16 protein-coding genes are annotated in these 17,105 nt (G+C 78.2%); 9 read left to right on the top strand and 7 right to left on the bottom strand.

Annotation, left to right across the window (positions count from 1 at the left end; all coding sequences use genetic code 11):
* The first annotated feature begins 15 nt into the window (after positions 1-15).
* Complete coding sequence (locus FN207_RS21975) at positions 16-1,044, top strand: Atu2307/SP_0267 family LLM class monooxygenase (RefSeq protein WP_142460587.1); 1,029 nt, start codon at positions 16-18, stop codon at positions 1,042-1,044.
* 41 nt (positions 1,045-1,085) lie between these two features.
* On the opposite strand, the gene FN207_RS21970 is transcribed toward FN207_RS21975, so the two are convergent.
* The gene (locus FN207_RS21970; protein WP_142460586.1) at positions 1,086-1,847 is read right to left on the bottom strand and encodes a DUF899 family protein; all 762 of its coding nucleotides are present in this window, start codon (positions 1,845-1,847) and stop codon (positions 1,086-1,088) included.
* Positions 1,848-2,030: 183 nt separating this feature from the next.
* On the opposite strand from FN207_RS21970, the gene FN207_RS21965 reads away from it, so the two are divergent.
* Positions 2,031-2,327: a PspC domain-containing protein gene (locus tag FN207_RS21965; protein WP_142460585.1), complete on the top strand. Its 297-nt coding sequence runs from the start codon at positions 2,031-2,033 to the stop codon at positions 2,325-2,327.
* Between the two features lie 9 nt (positions 2,328-2,336).
* On the opposite strand, the gene FN207_RS27390 is transcribed toward FN207_RS21965, so the two are convergent.
* A complete protein-coding gene (locus FN207_RS27390) occupies positions 2,337-5,057 on the bottom strand; it encodes a helix-turn-helix transcriptional regulator (RefSeq protein ID WP_185938494.1) in 2,721 nt (906 codons plus the stop codon).
* 223 nt (positions 5,058-5,280) lie between these two features.
* Here FN207_RS27390 and FN207_RS26515 point away from each other — a divergent pair, with 223 nt between their 5' ends.
* Positions 5,281-5,769 (top strand): VOC family protein, encoded by a 489-nt coding sequence (locus FN207_RS26515; RefSeq protein WP_185938493.1) that lies wholly within the window; start codon positions 5,281-5,283, stop codon positions 5,767-5,769.
* An 8-nt stretch (positions 5,770-5,777) separates the two neighbouring features.
* Here FN207_RS26515 and FN207_RS21950 read toward each other — a convergent pair whose 3' ends face one another.
* Positions 5,778-6,551 carry a helix-turn-helix transcriptional regulator gene (locus tag FN207_RS21950; protein ID WP_142460582.1) on the bottom strand — a complete coding sequence of 258 codons (774 nt, stop codon included), beginning with the start codon at positions 6,549-6,551 and terminating at the stop codon, positions 5,778-5,780.
* Positions 6,552-6,778: 227 nt separating this feature from the next.
* Here FN207_RS21950 and FN207_RS21945 point away from each other — a divergent pair, with 227 nt between their 5' ends.
* A complete protein-coding gene (locus FN207_RS21945) occupies positions 6,779-7,147 on the top strand; it encodes a hypothetical protein (RefSeq protein ID WP_142460581.1) in 369 nt (122 codons plus the stop codon).
* Positions 7,148-7,157: 10 nt separating this feature from the next.
* On the opposite strand, the gene FN207_RS21940 is transcribed toward FN207_RS21945, so the two are convergent.
* On the bottom strand, positions 7,158-7,901 hold the full coding sequence (locus FN207_RS21940; protein ID WP_246066265.1) for a dienelactone hydrolase family protein: 744 nt from the start codon (positions 7,899-7,901) through the stop codon (positions 7,158-7,160).
* A gap of 100 nt (positions 7,902-8,001) precedes the next feature.
* Between FN207_RS21940 and FN207_RS21935 the strand changes: the two genes are divergently transcribed.
* The 4 genes from FN207_RS21935 (at position 8,002) to mug (ending at position 11,033) form a co-directional block, all read left to right on the top strand.
* A complete protein-coding gene (locus FN207_RS21935) occupies positions 8,002-9,195 on the top strand; it encodes an FAD-dependent oxidoreductase (protein ID WP_142460579.1) in 1,194 nt (397 codons plus the stop codon).
* 38 nt (positions 9,196-9,233) lie between these two features.
* Entirely contained in the window at positions 9,234-10,097 is an 864-nt protein-coding gene (locus tag FN207_RS21930; protein WP_246066264.1) for an SGNH/GDSL hydrolase family protein, read from the top strand.
* 82 nt (positions 10,098-10,179) lie between these two features.
* A complete protein-coding gene (locus tag FN207_RS21925; RefSeq protein WP_142460577.1) occupies positions 10,180-10,533 on the top strand; it encodes a VOC family protein in 354 nt (117 codons plus the stop codon).
* Positions 10,530-11,033: a G/U mismatch-specific DNA glycosylase gene (gene mug, locus FN207_RS21920; protein ID WP_185938492.1), complete on the top strand. Its 504-nt coding sequence runs from the start codon at positions 10,530-10,532 to the stop codon at positions 11,031-11,033. The genes FN207_RS21925 and mug overlap by 4 nt, the downstream gene beginning before the upstream one ends.
* Here the strand turns inward: mug and FN207_RS21915 are convergent.
* A complete protein-coding gene (locus FN207_RS21915) occupies positions 11,030-13,918 on the bottom strand; it encodes an AfsR/SARP family transcriptional regulator (RefSeq protein ID WP_142460575.1) in 2,889 nt (962 codons plus the stop codon). The two genes, mug and FN207_RS21915, sit on opposite strands and share 4 nt — an antisense overlap.
* 174 nt (positions 13,919-14,092) lie before the next feature.
* On the opposite strand from FN207_RS21915, the gene FN207_RS21910 reads away from it, so the two are divergent.
* Entirely contained in the window at positions 14,093-15,406 is a 1,314-nt protein-coding gene (locus tag FN207_RS21910) for an FAD-binding oxidoreductase (protein WP_142460574.1), read from the top strand.
* Here the strand turns inward: FN207_RS21910 and FN207_RS21905 are convergent.
* Both FN207_RS21905 and FN207_RS21900 read right to left on the bottom strand, forming a co-directional pair.
* On the bottom strand, positions 15,403-15,696 hold the full coding sequence (locus FN207_RS21905; RefSeq protein WP_142460573.1) for a hypothetical protein: 294 nt from the start codon (positions 15,694-15,696) through the stop codon (positions 15,403-15,405). The two genes, FN207_RS21910 and FN207_RS21905, sit on opposite strands and share 4 nt — an antisense overlap.
* 18 nt (positions 15,697-15,714) lie before the next feature.
* Positions 15,715-16,971 carry a globin domain-containing protein gene (locus FN207_RS21900; protein ID WP_142460572.1) on the bottom strand — a complete coding sequence of 419 codons (1,257 nt, stop codon included), beginning with the start codon at positions 16,969-16,971 and terminating at the stop codon, positions 15,715-15,717.
* Between the last annotated feature and the right edge of the window lie 134 nt (positions 16,972-17,105).

The raw sequence follows: 17,105 nt of genomic DNA, 5'->3' as shown, positions 1-17,105 counted from the left end.
CGGAGGAGGACTCCCGTGCACCTCGGCGTGGACAGCTTCGTGGCGGCGGTGACCGATCCGCGGACCGGCCACCGGGTCGGCCCCGAGGAGCGGATGGCCCACCTGCTCGAGGAGATCGAGCTCGCCGACCGGGTGGGCCTGTACTCCTTCGGCATCGGTGAGCACCACCGGCCCGAGTACTACGACTCCGCGCCCCCGGTGATCCTGGCCGCGGCCGCCGCGCGCACCGAGCGGATCCGGCTCGGCAGCGCCGTCGCGGTGCTGTCGGCGGCCGACCCGGTCCGGGTGTTCCAGCAGTTCGCCACCCTCGACCTCATCAGCCGCGGGCGCATCGACCTCGTCGTCGGCCGCGGCTCGTTCACCGAGGCGTTCCCGCTGTTCGGCCTCTCGCTCGCCGACTACGACGAGCTCTTCGACGAGAAGCTCGACCTGCTGCTGCGCATCCGCGAGTCCGAGCACGTCACCTGGTCGGGCACGCACCGCCCGGCGCTCACCGGCCAGGGCGTCTACCCGCGGCCGCTGCAGGACCCGCTGCCGATCTGGGTGGGCGTGGGCGGCACCCCGACGTCCTTCGTGCGGGCCGGCCTGCTCGGCCTGCCGCTCATGGTCGCGATCATCGGCGGCGAGCCGCGGCAGTTCGCCCCGCTCGTCGACCTCTACCGGCAGGCCGGCGCGCAGGCCGGGCACGCGCCCGAGCGGCTGCAGGTGGGGCTGCACGTCTTCGGCTACGTCGCCGACAGCACCCAGGCGGCGGCCGACACGATCTACCCCGGCTGGCACGAGATGTTCACCGCGGTCTCCCGGGAGCGGGGCTTCCGCGCCCCCACCCGCGCCCAGTTCGACGCGACCAGCGGCCCCGACGGCGCGTTCTTCATGGGCGACCCCGACACCGTGGCCGACAAGCTGCAGCGGATCTCCGCGCAGCTCGGCGGCGTCGACCGGGTGTCGATCCAGATGACCAACCCGCGCCTGGCCCACGAGGACCTGCTGCGCGGCATCGAGCTGCTCGGCACCGAGGTCGCCCCCCGGGTCGCCGCGGGCTGAGGCTGTGCGCCTCAGGAGTGGGCGCCTCAGGAGTGGGCGCCTCAGGAGTGGTCGCCGAGGCGGCCGAGGGTCTGCTCGGGGGTCGCGCCGGGGCGGGTCCACTGCGGCACCGGGCGGCTGGTCGGGCCCCAGGTGGGGTTCCCGTCGGCGTCCGAGCGCCAGTACCAGCACGCGTGGTCCCCCTCGGGCCAGCCCTCCGGCTTGTCCTCCCACGCCTCGCCGCGGCCGTAGGGCGTCCGGTCGAGCACGCCGAAGTGCCCGGCGACCGGCTCGTTGCCGCGGCCGGTCGTGGAGTAGGTGAGGAACGTCCGGTCGCCGTCGCGCAGGAAGCTGGTCAGGTACCCCATGGCACCGCCGACCGGCTCCGCGACCCCGCGCACGGAGTACCAGGGCTGTCGGTAGCCCATGAACGCGACGAAGGCGGCCACCTCGTCCCACCGGCCCGTGGTGACGACGGCGAAGGAGACGCCGCGGGCGTTGACGTAGACGGTGTCCCGGAGCTGCCAGGTCGTCATCGTGCAGCCCTCGCACTGCCCCTGGTGCGGCGCGCCGTCGTACCACATGTGCTTGTAGACGACGAGCTCCTCGCGGCCCTGGAACAGGTCCAGGAACGGCACCGGGCCGTCGGGCCCGACCACCTCGACCGTCCCGTCGAACTCCACCATCGGCAGCCGCCGGCGGGCCGCGGCGAGCGCGTCGCCCTCGCGGGTGTGGGCCTTCTCGCGGACCAGGAGCTCGTCGCGGGCGGCCTGCCAGGTGGCCAGGTCGACGACGGGCGGGCGGCCGGACTGCGTGGTCGTCATGGCGTCCTCCGGAGGGACTCGTGCCGGGCATCGGGCGACACCAGGGCAGACCCGCGGGCCGGCCGGGACTCATCGCCGTGGGCCGTGGGCCGTGGGGCATGAGCCGTGAGCCAGGGTCGGGTCCGGGTGCGGTTCCGGGCCTTCCCCGATGTGCCGGGGCGGCCCGCGGCGGAGTCTCGTGCCATGACCACACCGACCTCCCTCCCGCCCACCACCGCCGTCCCGGCGCGGCTGCGCCGCAGCTCGACCGACCGCATGCTCGGCGGCGTCTGCGGCGGCCTGGCCACCTACACCGGCGTCGACGCCGTGCTGTGGCGCGCCGCCGTCGTCGCGCTCTCCCTCGCCGGCGGCGCCGGCCTGGTCCTCTACGCCGTCCTCTGGGTGCTCACCCCGGCCGACCCGCCCGCGCCCGGCGAGCAGCCCCGGCCGCTGGACCGGTTCGTCGACCGCATCGCCGGCCGGGCCGACGGCGCCGCCTGACCCGCGCGGTCAGGCCCCGGGTGGGAACAGCTGCGCCAGTCCCACCCGGGACCGCAGCCCGCGCTTGCGGTAGACGCTGCTCAGGTGGTGCTCGACGGTCTTCGGGCTGAGGAAGAGCGCCGCGGCGATCTCCGCGTTGGAGTGCCCCTGCGCCGCCAGGACCGCGATCCGCGTCTCCTGCGCGGTCAGGGGCTCCTCCGTCAGCGGACGGCGCGGGCGCGCGGTGCGCCCGGTGGCCCGCAGCTCGTCCTCGGCCCGCCGCGCCCAGGCGGCGAGGTCCATCGCGGCGAAGGCGTCGGCCGCCGCGGCCAGTTCCTCCCGCGCCCGCGTCCGCCGTCCCGCGCGGCGCAGCCGGGCGCCGTACAGCAGCCGGGTGTGCGGCGTCTCGAAGGCGTCGGGCGCCAGCGCGTGCGCGGCCAGCGCCTGCTCGAACAGCTCGGCCGCCCCGTCGTCGTCGGGCCGGGTCAGCGCCCGGCACCGGGCCACCAGCGCCGCGGTCGGCGGCAGCGGCGACGGTGCCACCCGCTCGTAGTCGGCGGCCAGCCGCGCGGCCTCGGCGGTCCGGCCCAGCCCGGCCCACGCCTCCACCAGCAGCGGGGCGACGCCGAGCGGCTCGCCGAGCGCACCCACCCCGCCGTCGGCGGCCATCCGCGCCTCCAGCAGCCGCGCGGTGCCGGCGAGGTCGCCCCGGCACAGGGTGCAGAAGGCCTCGGTGAGCGCAAGGTGCGCGGCCACCGCGGCGGTGCCGGAGCGCAGGACGAGCGCCCGGGCGCGCGCGAGGTGCGCTGCTGCCTCGGCGTGCCGGCCGCGGGCGGCGTGCTCCCAGGCCAGCAGCTCCAGGGCCGGGGCGGCGTCGGCGACGTAGCCGAGCTGCCCGGCCAGGTCGACGGCCTCACCGGCGTCGGCGAAGGCACCCGGGTGGTCCCCCAGCCACTGCGCCCGGCCGTGGGCGGTCATCGCCAGGACGCTGACCAGAACGCCGAGCGCCCCGACCGCCCGCGCCTCGCGCAGCCGGCGCTCCACCACGGGGACGGCGCCGAGCAGGTCGGCCGTCCAGGCCAGCCCGAGCACCACCAGGGGCAGCAGCCGCGGCTCGGCGCGCAGGTCCGGCTCGGCCTCCATCGTGTCCAGCGCGTGCTGCAGGTGCGTCCGGCCGCCGTCGAGGTCGCCGCGGTGGACGGCGGCCAGGCCGGTCACCCACGCCGCGAGGGCGCGCTGCAGCGGATCGGCGTCGTCGGCTCCCGCGGCGATCCGCCGCGCGGTGTCCTGCATCCCCGCCACGTCGCCCAGCCGGTGCTCGGCGACGGCGAGGTCGGTGAGCACCCAGGCGGCGGTCCGGCCCCGCGCGAGGTCCGCGGCCGCGCGCAGGAGGTCGCGCGCGGCCGGCACCGACCCGGCGTCCTGCTCGACCCGGCCCAGCACGTGCAGCACCCCGGCGCGGGCGGCGTCGCCCGCCGGGCCGCGCAGGACCGCGCCGGCCAGCGACCGGGCGCGGGCGGTGTCCCCGCCGACGGCGGCGTCCGCGACGGCGGCCGCCAGCAGGTCAGCGGAGCGCTCGGCGTCATCGGTCAGCGCCGCCGCCCGCTCGAGGGCCGCGGAGGATGCCGCGTAGCCGCGGCGGTCGCGCGCCCGCCCGGCCAGCGCCGCCAGCTCGCCGGCCAGCCCTTCGTCGGGCCCGGCGGCGGCGAGGGCGCGGTGCCACACCCGGGCGACGTCGTCGCCGGTGCGGGCGGTGTCGGCCAGCAGGCGGTGCGCGCGCCGGCGGTCGGCGGGCGTCGCGCGCTCCCAGACCAGGCTGCGCAGCAGCGGGTGGCGGAAGGCGAGGGCGTCCCCGTCGCGGACGACGACGCCCCGCTGCTCGGCGGCGTCGAGGGCGGGGCCGGGGTCGGTGCCCGAGCCGGCGAGGGCGGCGGCGACGGCGGCGGCGCTGCCGTCGAGCGCGGCGGCCAGCAGCAGCAGCGCCTCGCGGGCACCGGCCGGCAGCGCCGCCAGGTCGGGCGCGAGGGCGCCGGCCAGCGCCGGGCCGGCCGGCAGCTCGGCGGGCAGCGGCGCGGTGCCGGCGCGCTGCTCCGGGGTCAGGGCCGCGGCCACCTCCAGCAGTGCCAGCGGTATCCCGCCGAGGCGGTCGGCCAGCCGGTGGGCCACGGGCGGGGCAACGGTCCCGGCGAGCAGCGTCCGGGCGGCGCCGGGGGCGAGGGCGGGCAGGCGGAGGACCTCGGCGCCGGCGGCCGGCCCGGGCTCCGGACGCCGCGCCGCGAGCACCGCCACCCGGTCGCCGTGCATCCGGCGGGCGGCGAAGAGCAGCGCGCCCGCCGACTCCGGATCGACCCACTGCAGGTCGTCGACCAGCACCAGCAGCGGGCCGCTCGCCGCGGCCGCGGCGAGCAGCGACAGGGTGCCGGCCGCGACGAGGTGCCGCCCGCCCGGGACGTCGACCGGGCCCCAGCCGAGTGCGGCGGCCAGGGCCGCGGCCTGGCCGGGCGGCACCTCGGCGAGCAGGGGCCGCAGCGGCGTGAGCAGCTCCAGCAGCGCGGCCTGCGGCAGAGCGGCCTCGGACTCGACGCCCCGGGCGTGCAGGACCCGGAAGCCGCCGGCCCGCCCGGCGGCGGCCTGGAGCAGCGCCGTCTTGCCGACGCCGGCCTCGGCCTCCAGGACGAGCAGGCCCGAGGAGCCGCCGCGGGCGTCGTCGAGCAGCCGGTCGACGCGCGCGAGCTCGCCGTCCCGGCCCACCAGGTCGCGGGTTTCCCCCGACGCGACGGCGTCCCTCCCGGACCGACGCTCGTCCGGCAGGGACCCCTCGGGAGGACGCCATGACATCGACATCGCTGCAGCCCCAGACCCGGCACGAGACCCGGGCGCCGACGCTATCGCCGATCGGAACCCAGCTGCGGTGGCTGGCGTGCCTGTTCGGAGCGCCCCTGGACCGGCGGCTGCTGCCGTGGGGGAGCCCCCGGTGAGCGCCACGGGCAGCGCCCCGGTCGTCGACCACGTCACCCTCACGGTGACCGACCTCGACGTCAGCCAGCGGTTCTACTGCGAGCTGCTCGACCTCGTGCGGCTGGCCGACTTCGGCACCGTCCGCGTGCTCGTGCACCGGGACAGCGGGTTCACGCTCTCCCTGGCCCGGCACGACAAGGGCGGGGGGCGCTTCGACGAGACCCGCACCGGCCTGGACCACCTCGGGTTCGCCGCCGGCTCCCGCGCGGAGCTCGAGGCGCGGGAGGCGCAGCTGCGCGGGATGGGGGCCGAGTTCACCCCGGTCCGCGACATGCCCTTCGGCTGGCACCTGAACCTGCGCGACCCCGACGGCATCGCGGTGGAGTTCTACGCGACCGGGCCGCTGATGGCCGCCGCGCTGGCCGAGCTGCGCGACGCCGACCTCGACCAGGCCGGCATCGACGCCCGCGCCCGGGAGTACCTGGCGGCCGCCGGCCTCCCGTGACCCGGCGGTCAGCCCGCGGGACGGGACAGGATGCCCCGGCGCTGCGCCTCGAGCACCGCGGTCAGCCGGTCGTGGACGCCGAGCTTCCCGTACAGCCGCCCGGCGTGCGTGGTGACCGTGCGGGCCGAGCAGCCGAGCCGGTGGGCGGCCGCGCCCGCGGTCAGCCCGTCGGCCAGGCACAGCAGGACCGCCGTCTCCCGGCCGGTGAGCCCCGTCGCCCGCGCGGAGTCGCGGGCCCGTCCCGTGGGGTCCTGCCACCCCGCGAGCAGGCGGACGTGCCGGTCCAGCGCCCGCAGCACCGGCTGCACCGCCGCCAGCAGGTCCAGGTCGGCGTCGGTGAAGTCCCGGCCGGGCCGGCCGAAGGCGAAGCCGCAGACCTCGTGCGGGCCACCGCGCAGCGCCACGCCGGCCACCTGGTCCCAGCCGCAGACGTCCTGCAGCACGCCGCGGGCGGGGGAGCGGTGCCATCGCTGCCGGCCGCCGGCGGCCCGCTCCGCCGTCGCGGGAGTGAGGTCCCCGGCCGCGGCCGCCGCCAGCAGCGGGTGCGCCCAGCGTGCGCGGTGCGTGGCCTCGACGAGCAGCCGCCGCTGACCGGCGTCGAGCCCCGTGCTGGTCAGCGCCGTGGCGCCGGTCCGCCAGTCGGTGCACTGCAGCGCGGCGGCGGAGGCCTCGAGGCGGGGACAGAGGACGGCGAACACCGGCTCGGCGGGCAGGCGGGGGCCGGTCATCCCGTCGAGCAGGCCGACCACCAGGTCGGTGAGCTCCCGGACCGCTGGCTCCATGGCCGCCTCCGACGAGTGCCCCCGCGGGTGCCGGGTGCTCCGGTCCCGCGTCCGCCGTGCGTGCAGCTCCGCAGGGGACGAGGGTGACCGCGGACGCGCCGCGCCGTCAACGGGACGGCGCGCGGTCAAGGGGGTCCGGCGCGGGCCGCGCTACGCAGATGTGCGTACAGACCGGCCGGCCCCGCCGTCCCTAGCGTGCGGGCATCCGGAACGACCCTGGGGGAACCGTGTCTCTGCTCGTGCTGCACCTGCGCTGGAACGACGTCGACCCGGAGCGGGGCGCGCTGCTCTCCGGTCTCCTCCCGGAGGGCGACGACCGCCCGTCGCACTGCCTGTCGCGCCGGCACGTCCGCCGGCCGCGGACGCTGATGGTCTACGAGGTCTGGGACGACGGCGCCGCCGCGGAGGAGGAGCTCGCCCGCGTGCGCGCCGTGCTCGGTGCCGGCCCCGGCGAGCCGCAGCGCGTCGTCTTCTCGATGCCCGACCTCTACGCCGTCGGCTTCCCCGCCCGCCGCCCCGCGCCCGCGGCCGCGGCACCGATCCCCACCCCGCGGTCGCCGGCCGACACCCCGGTGCCGGCGGCACCCGTCGGCTGAGGGCCGCAGGTCAGCCCGGGAGGTACCGGGCGAACCAGGCGTCGGTCCGGGCCCAGGTGTCGGCCGCGGCGCCCGCGTCCGGGCGGATCCGCAGGACGTTCCGCAGCACCGGCCGCAGCGGCCGCGGCCCCACCGGGGCGTCGTGCAGGAAGCCGTGCCCGGCGCCCGGGTACTCGCGGACGTCGTGGGCGACGCCGAGCCGCGTGAGCACCGTCGTGAGCTCGGCGGCGGCGCCGCGCAGTCCGGGGTCGGCCCCGCCGTAGCCGGCCACGACCGGGCACGCGCCGAGCAGCGCGGTGTGCGGGTCCCGAGGCAGCCGCGCGTAGAACACCGCCGCCGCGTCGAACCCGCGCGCGGCCACGTGCAGGGCCAGGCCCCCGCCGACGCTGGACCCCAGCACCCCGAGGCGGCCGGTGCAGCCGGGCATCGCGGCGAGGTGCGCCCGGGCCGCCTCGGCGTCGGCGAACGGGCGCCCCCGCCCGGCGTCCACGGCCCGGAACGTCCGCACCAGGGCGTGCCGGGCGCCGCCGTCGGAGAACAGGTCGGGCATCAGCGCCAGGTGCCCGGCGGCGGCGATCCGCTGCACCTGCCGGCGCATGACGCCGTCGACGCCGAAGGCCTCGTGCAGCAGCACGACGCCGGGCCACGGCCCGGGCCCCTCCGGGACCCCGAGCACCCCGCGCAGCCGGGGCGACCCGCCCGGCACCGGCGGGATCTCGACGTCGTGCAGGGCGATGCGCGCGAGATCGGTCACGGACGGCCTCCCCGGGTCTCCGGTCGGTGGCGCCGATGCTGGCAGAGGAGACGCGCCCGGGGGACTTGGCCCGCGCCGCCGGGTGTGGGGGGATGCCGGGATGAGGCGGGCGATCGTGGTCGGCGGCGGGGTCGCGGGGCCGGTGGTGGCCATGGCGCTGCAGCGGGTGGGGATCGAGGCGACGGTCCACGAGGCGCACCCCGGACCGGCCGGCGACGTCGGCGCGTGGCTCGGCGTCCAGGTCAACGGCCTCGGCGCGCTGCGGGCCGTCGGCGCCGAGGACGCGGTCCGTGCCGCGGGCATCCCGACGCACACCATCCAGTTCCGCAACGCCCGCGGGCGGGTCCTGGGCTCCCTGCCCACCGGCGGCCCGCCCACCGGGATCTCGCTGCGGCGCTCCGACCTCTACCGCGTGCTGCACGCCGAGGCGCTGCGGCGCGGTGTCGAGGTCCGCCACGGCTCCCGCCTGACCGGCGTGCACGACACCGCCGACGGCGTCACCGCGGAGTTCGCCGACGGCCGCACGGAGACCGCGGACCTCCTCGTCGGCGCCGACGGCGTCCGCTCGACCGTGCGGGGATGGGTCGACCCCGCCTGCCCGCCGCCGCGCTTCGTGCCCGTGCTGAACACCGCGGGGTACTCCGCGCACGTCCCGGCCGAGGCCGAGGTGGGCCGGCTGACGATGGTCTTCGGCCGGCGCGGCTTCGCCGGGTACCTCGCCGCACCCGGCGGCGGGACCTGGTGGTTCGCCAACCCGCCGCTGGACCGCGAGCCGCCGGACGGCGAGGTCGCCGGCACCCCCGACCTGCGGTGGCGCGCGCTGCTCTACGACCTGCACCGGGGTGACCTGTCGCCGCTGGTCGAGCTGGTGGAGGCCACCCCGGGGCCGCTGCGCGGGTGGACGACATACGACCTGCCCACGGTCCGGCGGTGGTCGCGTGGGCGCGCGGTGCTCGTCGGCGACGCCGCGCACGCCACCTCGCCGGCCGCCGGGCAGGGCTCGTCGCTGGCGATGGAGGACGCCGTCGTCCTGGCCCGCTGCCTGCGCGACCTGCCGCCCGTCTACGCCCTGCGGGTCTACGAGGAGCTGCGCCGGGCGCGGGCCGAGCGGGTGGTCGCCTCGGCGTACCGCACCAGCGCCGCGAAGTCGCCCCCGGCGGTGGGCCGGCTGGTCCGCGACGCGGTCATGCCGCTCGTCCTGCGCGCCCGCGACCCGCAGGCGTGGATGCGCGAGCACACGGTCGACTGGGACGCGCCGGTGACCGCCGTCACCCGATCGGCGCCGCGTCGTTGAGCCGGGGGACCTGCCCCCGGCCTGCGATGGAGTGGTCCGTGCACCGTCCGTGGTCCCGCCTTCTCGTCGTCCTGCTCGCCGCCCTCGCGGGCGTCCTCCTGCTCAGCCCGCCGGCCTCGGCCGCGCCCGGCCCACTGCGCTACGTGGCGCTCGGTGACTCCTACAGCGCCGCCTCCGGGGTGCTGCCGCCCGACCTCACCGCCGCGCCGCAGTGCCTGCGGTCGATCCGCAACTACCCGCACGTCCTCGCGCAGGCGATCGGTGCGCAGCTGACCGACGTCACCTGCGGCGGCGCGGACACCTCCGACTTCACCACCGCGCAGTACCCCGGCGTGCCGCCCCAGCTCGAGGCGCTGTCCGCCGACACCCGGCTGGTCACGATGACCATCGGCGGCAACGACAGTGGCGTGTTCATCGACTCGATCCTGCGCTGCTCCTCGGCCGGGGTGCTCACCCTCGGCCGGGGCAGCCCGTGCCGCGACACCTACGGCACCTCCTTCGAGGACACCGTGCGCACCACCACCTACCCGGCGCTGGTCGAGGCGCTGTCGGCGGTGCGGCAGGCCGCCCCGCGGGCACGGGTGGCGATCCTCGGCTACCCGGCGATCCTGCCGCCGACCGGTGGCTGCTTCGACCGGATGCCGATCGCCGAGGGCGACGTCCCCTACCTGTACGGGCTGCAGACCACGCTCAACGACGCCGTCCGGCGGGCGGCCGCGGCCACCGGCGTGACGTTCGTCGACCTGTCGGCCGCTTCCGCCGGGCACGACGCGTGCGCGCCGATCGGGGTCCGCTGGGTCGAGCCGGTCCTGCAGGGCACCAACGCGGTGATCGTGCACCCGAACGCCCTCGGCGAGCGGGAGATGGCCGCCCGGGCGATGCAGGCGCTGCACCTGCGTTGAGCCGGTCCGCCCCCGGCCGCGTGGACAGCTCCCGCGGCCGGGGGCGACGATCTCCGCCGACACCTTCCGGCAGGAGGACCGCGTGCGCGTCACCCGGATCATCGCCGACCTCCCGGTGGCCGACCTCGCCTCGGCGAAGGGCTTCTACACCGGCTTCCTCGGCCTGAGCACCGAGGAGTTCGACCTGGGCTGGGTGGCCCGCTACACCTCGCCGGAGACCGGCGCGCACCTGCAGCTGGTCACCCGCGACGCCACGGCCCCCGAGTCGCCGGCGATCTCGGTGATGACCGACGACGTCGACGCCGCGTACGCCGAGGCGCAGGCGGCCGGCTACGAGATCGTGCACCCGCTGACCACCGAGTCCTGGGGCGTGCGCCGGTTCTTCGTCCGGGCACCCGACGGCACCGTCGTCAACGTGGTGCACCACCCCGCGTGAGCAAGCCGCTGCCCGACGTCGTCGCCCCCGGCCTCGACGTCCTGTTCTGCGGCATCAACCCGTCGCTGCTGTCGGCGGCGCGCGGCCACCACTTCGCGCGGCCGGGCAACCGGTTCTGGCCCGCGCTGCACCTGGCCGGGCTCACCCCGCGCCGGCTCGCGCCGGAGGAGGACCGCGAGCTGCTGCGGTACGGCCTCGGGGTGACCAACCTCGTCGACCGGCCCACCCGGACGGCGGCCGAGCTCATCGCCGACGAACTGCGCGAGGGCGCGGCGGCGCTCGGCCGGCTGGTGGAGGCGCACCGGCCGCGGGTGGTCGCGGTGCTGGGTCTGACCGCGTGGCGGCTCGCCGTCGGCTCCGCCCGGGCGGGCTGGGGACGCCAGCCCGCCCGGATCGGCGGCGCGGACACCTGGGTGCTGCCCAACCCGAGCGGGCTGAACGCGCACTTCCAGGTGCCCGACCTCGCCCGGCTCTACGCCGGGCTCCGGGAGCCGGACTAGCGCGCGGCCTCGGTCGCGCGGGTCTCCGCGGCCAGCCGGCCGACCATCGCCACGGCCTCGCCCCGGTCCAGCGCGGCGCCCTCGGCCAGGGCGGTGTCGTACTCGACCTCCTCGAGCGCCTCGCGGGTGGCCGTGACGTAGCGCTGCCCGTCCATCGGGTCCATCCGCAGCGGGTCGTAGCCGACCTGCCGGGCGTTGGCCTGCACCGCGCCGAGCAGCACCGCCGCGGTCCGCGGCCGCCCCGCGGCGGCCGTGGCGCCGACGGCGGCCAGCAGCCCGGCGAGGGTGCCGGTGGCGTCGCCCTCGCGGTGGGTCAGCTCGACCATCGCCCACAGGTCGGCGAGCGCCTCGGGCGCCCGCCCGACGTCGGTGAGCGCCTTCGCCCGGATCCACAACACCGAGGAGTGCGCCCAGGAGTGGCCCAGCCGCAGCGCGAGCTGCTCGGCGCGGCCGAGGTGCTCCAGCGCGCCGTCGGTGTCGCCGGCGGCCCGCGAGAACTGGCCGAGCGTCATGGCGATCTCGACCTGCACCCACTCGATGCCCGAGGCCTGCGCCAGCTCCAGGCCGCGGGCGATGTCGCGGCCGACCTCGCCGTCGGGGTCGGGCTGGCCCAGCAGGGCCCGCACGAAGCCGCGCAGGACGAGGGCGAGGGGCAGCACCGGGTCGGCGTCGGCGGCGGTCTCGGCGATCTCGCTGGTCCGCGCCCACAGCGAGGGCACGTCGCCGGACAGGTAGGACAGCAGCGCGTCGGCCAGCAGCGCGCCGCTGCGGATCCCGGCGGGCGCGCCGGGCGTGGCGTCCAGGGCGGCGGCCAGCCAGCGGCGGCCCTCCTGCACGTGGCCGCGGCGGTACCAGTACCAGCCCAGCGCGCCGCCGATCCGCAGCGCGGCCTCGCCCTGCCCGGTGGCCAGCGCGTGCCCGAGCGCGGCCCGCAGCGCCGGCTGCTCGGCGTCGAGCCGCTGGGCGCTCTCGGTCCACAGCGGGCTGCGCAGCGTCGGCTCGAGGCGCTCGGTGAGCTCGACGGCGAACCCGGTCAGCCGGTCGCGCAGCCGCCGCGACCCGGCCTCGTCGAGCCCCTGCTCGGCGTACTGCCGCAGCGTCTCGAGCATCCGGTAGCGGCGGGTGCCGTGGTCGAGCTCGACCAGCGACTTGGCCACCAGCACCCGCAGCAGCTCCAGCGCGCCGCCGTCGACCTCCGGTCCGGCCACCGCCTCGACCAGGTCGGGGCCGAAGGTGCCCGGGAGAACCGCCACGGCGCGGAAGACGGCGACCTCGGCGGGGGAGAGCAGGTCGACGCTCCACTGCACGGTGGCCGCGAGCGTGCGCTGGTGCGGCACCGCGGTGCGCCAGCCGCCCGACAGCAGCGCGAACCGGTCGTCGACCCGCCCGGCCACCTCGGCCAGCGGCAGCGTGGTCAGGCAGGCGGCGGCCAGCTCGACGGCCAGCGGCAGCCCGTCGAGGGCCGCGACCAGCTCGCGCACGTGCCGCAGGTCCTCCTCCGACGGGTCGGCCAGGTGCGGCGCGGCCAGCCGGGCGCGGTCGAGGAACAGCGTCTCGGCGTCGCTGCCGGGCGCGCCGGCCGGCATCGGGCCGCAGGGCAGCACCGCCTCGCCGGGCAGGCCGAGCGGCTCGCGCGAGGTGGCGAGCACCCGCAGCTCGGGGCAGCGGGGCAGCAGCGCGGCGCAGACCGCGGCGGCGGCGTCGACGACGTGCTCGCAGTTGTCCAGCACCAGGAGCAGCGGCCGGTCCTGCAGGGCGGTGGCGACGGCGCCCAGGGGGTCGCCGCCGGCGAGCGTCACGCCGAGGACGGTGGCCACCTGCGCGGCCACCAGCTCGGGGTCCTCGACGCCGGCCAGCTCCACGAGGGCCGCGGGCGGCGCGTCGGCCGGACGCCGCCGCGCGGCCTCCAGCGCCAGCCGCGTCTTGCCGCTCCCGCCCGGCCCGACCAGGGTGACCAGGCGCTGCGCGGACAGGGCCGCGCCCAGCCGGGCGAGCTCGGCGGTGCGCCCGACGAAGGCGGTCAGCGGCACCGGCAGCGGCCCGAACGCGCGCACGGCGGGCGGCGCGGGGGCAGCCGGTGCGGGCTCGGGTGCCGGCGGGGCGGGCGCGGCGGCCGGGCCGGCCAGCGCCGGGTCCTGCCGGAGGATCTGCTCGTACAGCGACTGCAGGGCCCGGCCGGGGTCGACGCCCAGCCCGTCGGCGAGCATCCGGCGGCCCTCGTCGTAGACCTCGAGCGCCTCGGCCTGCCGCCCGCAGCGGTACAGCGCCAGCATCAGCGAGGCGCGCAGCCCCTCGCGCAGCGGCTCGGCGCGCAGCAGCTCGCGGACGTCGTCGACGATCTCGGCGTGCCGGCCCAGCCGCAGGTCCAGCTCGGCGGCGAGCTCGCGGGCGGCCAGCCGCAGCTGCTCGAGCCGCTCGGACTCCTCGGCGGCGAAGGTGGCCGCGACGTCGGCGTAGGCCGGGCCCCGCCACAGCGCCAGGCCCTCGGCGACCGCGGCCCGGGCCCCCTCGGCGTCGCCCCGCGCGGCGAGGTCGCGCGCGGCGCGCAGCAGCTGCACGAAGCGGACGGCGTCGACGTCCTCCGGCGCCACCTCGAGGCGGTAGCCGGGCTCGCGGGTGACCAGCAGTGTCCAGCGGCCGCCGCTGACGTCGGGCTCGAGTTCCCGGCGCAGCCGGGACACGATCGACTGCAGCGTGGCCGAGACCGCGGTGGGCGGCTGGCCGCTCCACACGCGGTCGACGAGCAGGTCGACGGGGACGGTGCGCCCGGGGTCGACCAGCAGCGCGGCGAGGACCGCGCGGTGGCGGGGGGACTGCGGAGCGAGGAGCTGCCCGTCGCGCCAGACCTCCACGGGTCCGAGCACGCGGTACGAGGTGCCGGTCATCGCGGGGCAGCCTAGGATGCGGAACCCCTCCGTGGCGCTGGAGCGGCTCCACCGTGACCTGCCGGTGACCTGCGCGCCGCGCGCGTGACCTGCTGCCCAAGCGGTCGCCAAGGACGCACCAAGGACGCCGCGACACCCTCCGGGTGCACCGACCACCGCACCTGGAGACGCCTCGTGACCACCCTGCCCGTTCCTCCGCCGCCGCTGCCGGACGTCCTCGCCGACCCGGCTCCGGCGGTCCTCCCGCCCGACCTCACCGCCGCGCTGGCCGCCCGGCTCTCGCCGTCGGCCGCGCTGTCGGCGGGGTCGGTGCTGCGGGTCGCGGAGGTCGCCGACGTGGTCGCCGCGCTGCGGCTGGCCGGCCGGCACGGCGTCCCCGTGACCGTCCGCGGGCCCGGCCGGCTCGACGACGGCGCCGCGCGGCGCCTGGTCGTGGACCCCGGCGGTCTGGACGGGGTGACGGTGTCGCCCGCGGGCTGGGCGCGGGTCGGCGCGGGCGTGCGCTGGCGGACGCTGGCCGACGCCGCCGCGCCGCACGGGCTCACGCCGATCACCGGCGCCTCCGCCGCCGAGCGGGTCGCCGACACCGTCACCGGCGGCGGCGTCGGGCCGCTGGCGCGGACCTACGGCCTGGCCGGAGACCGGGTGCGGGCGGTGGAGCTCGTCACCGGCGACGGCGTCCTGCGCCGGGTCACGCCGGCCGACGAGGCCGACCTGTACTGGGGCGTGCGCGGCGGCGGCGCGGCCCTCGGCGTGGTCACCGCCGTCGAGCTCGACCTGCTGGCCGCCGGGCCCCGGTACGGCGGGGAGCTGTCCTGGGCCGAGGCCGACGCCCCGGTGGTGGCCGAGGCCTGGCGCACCTGGTCGGCCGGCCTGCCCCCGCAGGCGGGCACCTCCCTGCTGCTCACCCGGCCGCAGGAGGGCCCGGGCGGGGTGACCGTGCGCTTCGCCTGGTCCGGCGAGGCCGACGAGGCCGACCCGCTGCTCGACCGGCTGCGCGCCGCCGCGCCGCCGGCCCGGACCGACCTCGCCCCGCGCGGGCCCGCCGGCCTGGCCGCGCCGACGCTCCCCGTCGGCGTGGAGTCCTCGCTGCTGCTCGACCGGCTCGCCGGCGGCGCGACCGCCGCCCTGCTCCGCGCGGCGGGCGGCAGCCGGCCGCGGACGGTGGAGGTGCGGCTGCTCGGCGGCGCGCTGGGGTGGGTGCCGCAGCAGCCGAGCGCGGTCTGCCACCGCGACGCGCGGCTGGCGGTGCGGGTGGTCGGCGGCGCCGGCGCCGAGGACCGCGCGGCCACGCGCGCCTGCGCCGAGGAGCTGGCCGCCGCGCTCGGCCGCGACCTCGGCGGCCGCGCCGTCGCGCACGGCTGGGGGACGGCGCCGGACGTGCTGGCGCGCACCCCCGCGCCCGGCGTGCGGGACCGGCTCGCGGCCCTGGCGGCGGCCACCGACCCGCACCGCATCCTCGAGGGCGCGGCGCCCGGCCGGGGCTAGCCGCCGAGCGCGGCGCGGACCACCGGCGAGGGACGCAGCGCCACCGGGCGGCCGGCCAGCTCGGCGGCCTCGAGGGTGTCGGCGAGCAGCTCGCGGCCCGACGGCGACAGCGCGGTGACCGAGCCGGCGTCGACCCGGTCGACCCGCACCGGCTCGCGCCCGTAGCAGCGCCAGAACGCCTCCACCGCCGCGGCGTCGACCTCTCCTGCCAGCACCAGCGCCCGCCCGGCCGCGGTGTTCAGGAGGCGGACGACGCCGCGACGGGTGGCGGCCGATCGGGTCGCGGTCACCCGGCCAGTGTCCCCGGGCTACCGGACCGCGCCCGCCGGCTCCGCCCGCGCACCGGGGGAGGGTTCGGAGGCGAGGTCGCCCTGCCACAGGTCGGGGCCGAACACCTCGTACTGGATGTCGCGAGGGGCGACGCCGCGGTCGACGAGGGCGCTGCGCACGGCGCGCATGAACGGCAGCGGTCCGCACAGGTAGTAGGCGGCGCCGTCGGGCAGGTCCACCTCGTCGAGGTCCATCGTCCCGGAGGAGACGCCGTCGACGGGCAGCGCGCTCTGCGCGCCGCGCTCGTACCAGACGTGCACGGAGGCGTTCGGCAGCGAACGGACGTCGTCGAGCACCTGCCGGCGCAGGGCGAAGGAGTCCTCGTCGACGTCGGCGTGCAGCAGCGTGATGGGCAGCGAGGAGCCGGCGGCGGCCAGGTGGGAGAGCATCCCGGCCATCGGGGTGATCCCGATGCCGGCGCTGGCGAAGACGACCGGCCGGCCGGAGTCGTCGAGGACGACGTCGCCGAAGGGCAGGGACATCGTCAGCCGGTCGCCGACCCGCACCCGGTCGCAGAGGTGGGTGGACACCTCGCCGTCCGGCTCGTCCCCGCCGTGGACCCGCTTGACGGAGAACTGCCGGTGCTGGCCGTCGTCGGCGCGGGTCAGGCTGTACTGCCGGGGCTGGCGGACGCCGTCGGGCAGCGGCACCTGCACGGTCACGTACTGGCCGGGCAGCGACGTCTTGACCAGCCGGTCGTCGACCCGGCGCACCCGGAAGGTGACGACGTCGGCGGTCTCCTCGACCTTCTCGGCGACCTCCCACTCCCGCCACACCGTCTCCGGGCGGACGCCGCGGGCGCTGTAGAGGCCGCGCTCCTGGTGGATCAGGGCGTAGGCCATCAGCCAGTAGACCTCGTCCCACGCCGCGGCGACCTCGGGCGTGACCGCGTCGCCGAGGACGTCGGCGATGGCCCGGAAGAGGTGCTCGTGGACGACGTCGTACTGGGCCGGGGCGATGCCGAGCGAGGCGTGCTTGTGCGCGATCCGGGACAGCAGTTGCTCGGGGAGCTGCTCCGGGCTCTTCACCAGCGTGCTCGCGAACACCGCCACCGAGCCCGCCAGCGCCACCTGCTGCTCGCCGGTGGCCTGGTTGCCGCGGTTGAAGACGCCGTCGAACAGCTCCGGGTGTGCGGTGAACAGGTGCCCGTAGAAGCGGCGGGCGATCTCCTGCACGTGGTCCGCGACCACCGGCAGCGTCGCCTCGACCACCGGTCGGGATCGGTCAGACAGCATGGCAGTCCTCCTCGGGGATCGAGGACGGCCGGCGGGCACGACCCGCGCGGTCGCCCGCCTCCGACCGTGCCACCGTGCGCCCGGACCGGCGACCGCAGACGTTCCGGTATCGGCACGGACGCATCTCGTCCCGT

Source organism: Geodermatophilus aquaeductus (assembly GCF_900182545.1).
GTDB lineage: Bacteria > Actinomycetota > Actinomycetes > Mycobacteriales > Geodermatophilaceae > Geodermatophilus > Geodermatophilus aquaeductus.
This window is presented reverse-complemented; position numbering and strand designations above follow the sequence as displayed.

Bases quoted from the DNA above. Each gene is read 5' to 3' on its own strand.
- FN207_RS21970 (WP_142460586.1), bottom strand. From the start codon at position 1,847: ATGACGACCACGCAGTCCGGCCGCCCGCCCGTCGTCGACCTGGCCACC.
- FN207_RS21965 (WP_142460585.1), top strand. From the start codon at position 2,031: ATGACCACACCGACCTCCCTCCCGCCCACCACCGCCGTCCCGGCGCGG.
- FN207_RS21950 (WP_142460582.1), bottom strand. From the start codon at position 6,551: ATGGAGCCAGCGGTCCGGGAGCTCACCGACCTGGTGGTCGGCCTGCTC.
- FN207_RS21935 (WP_142460579.1), top strand. From the start codon at position 8,002: ATGAGGCGGGCGATCGTGGTCGGCGGCGGGGTCGCGGGGCCGGTGGTG.
- FN207_RS21915 (WP_142460575.1), bottom strand. From the start codon at position 13,918: ATGACCGGCACCTCGTACCGCGTGCTCGGACCCGTGGAGGTCTGGCGC.
- FN207_RS21900 (WP_142460572.1), bottom strand. From the start codon at position 16,971: ATGCTGTCTGACCGATCCCGACCGGTGGTCGAGGCGACGCTGCCGGTG.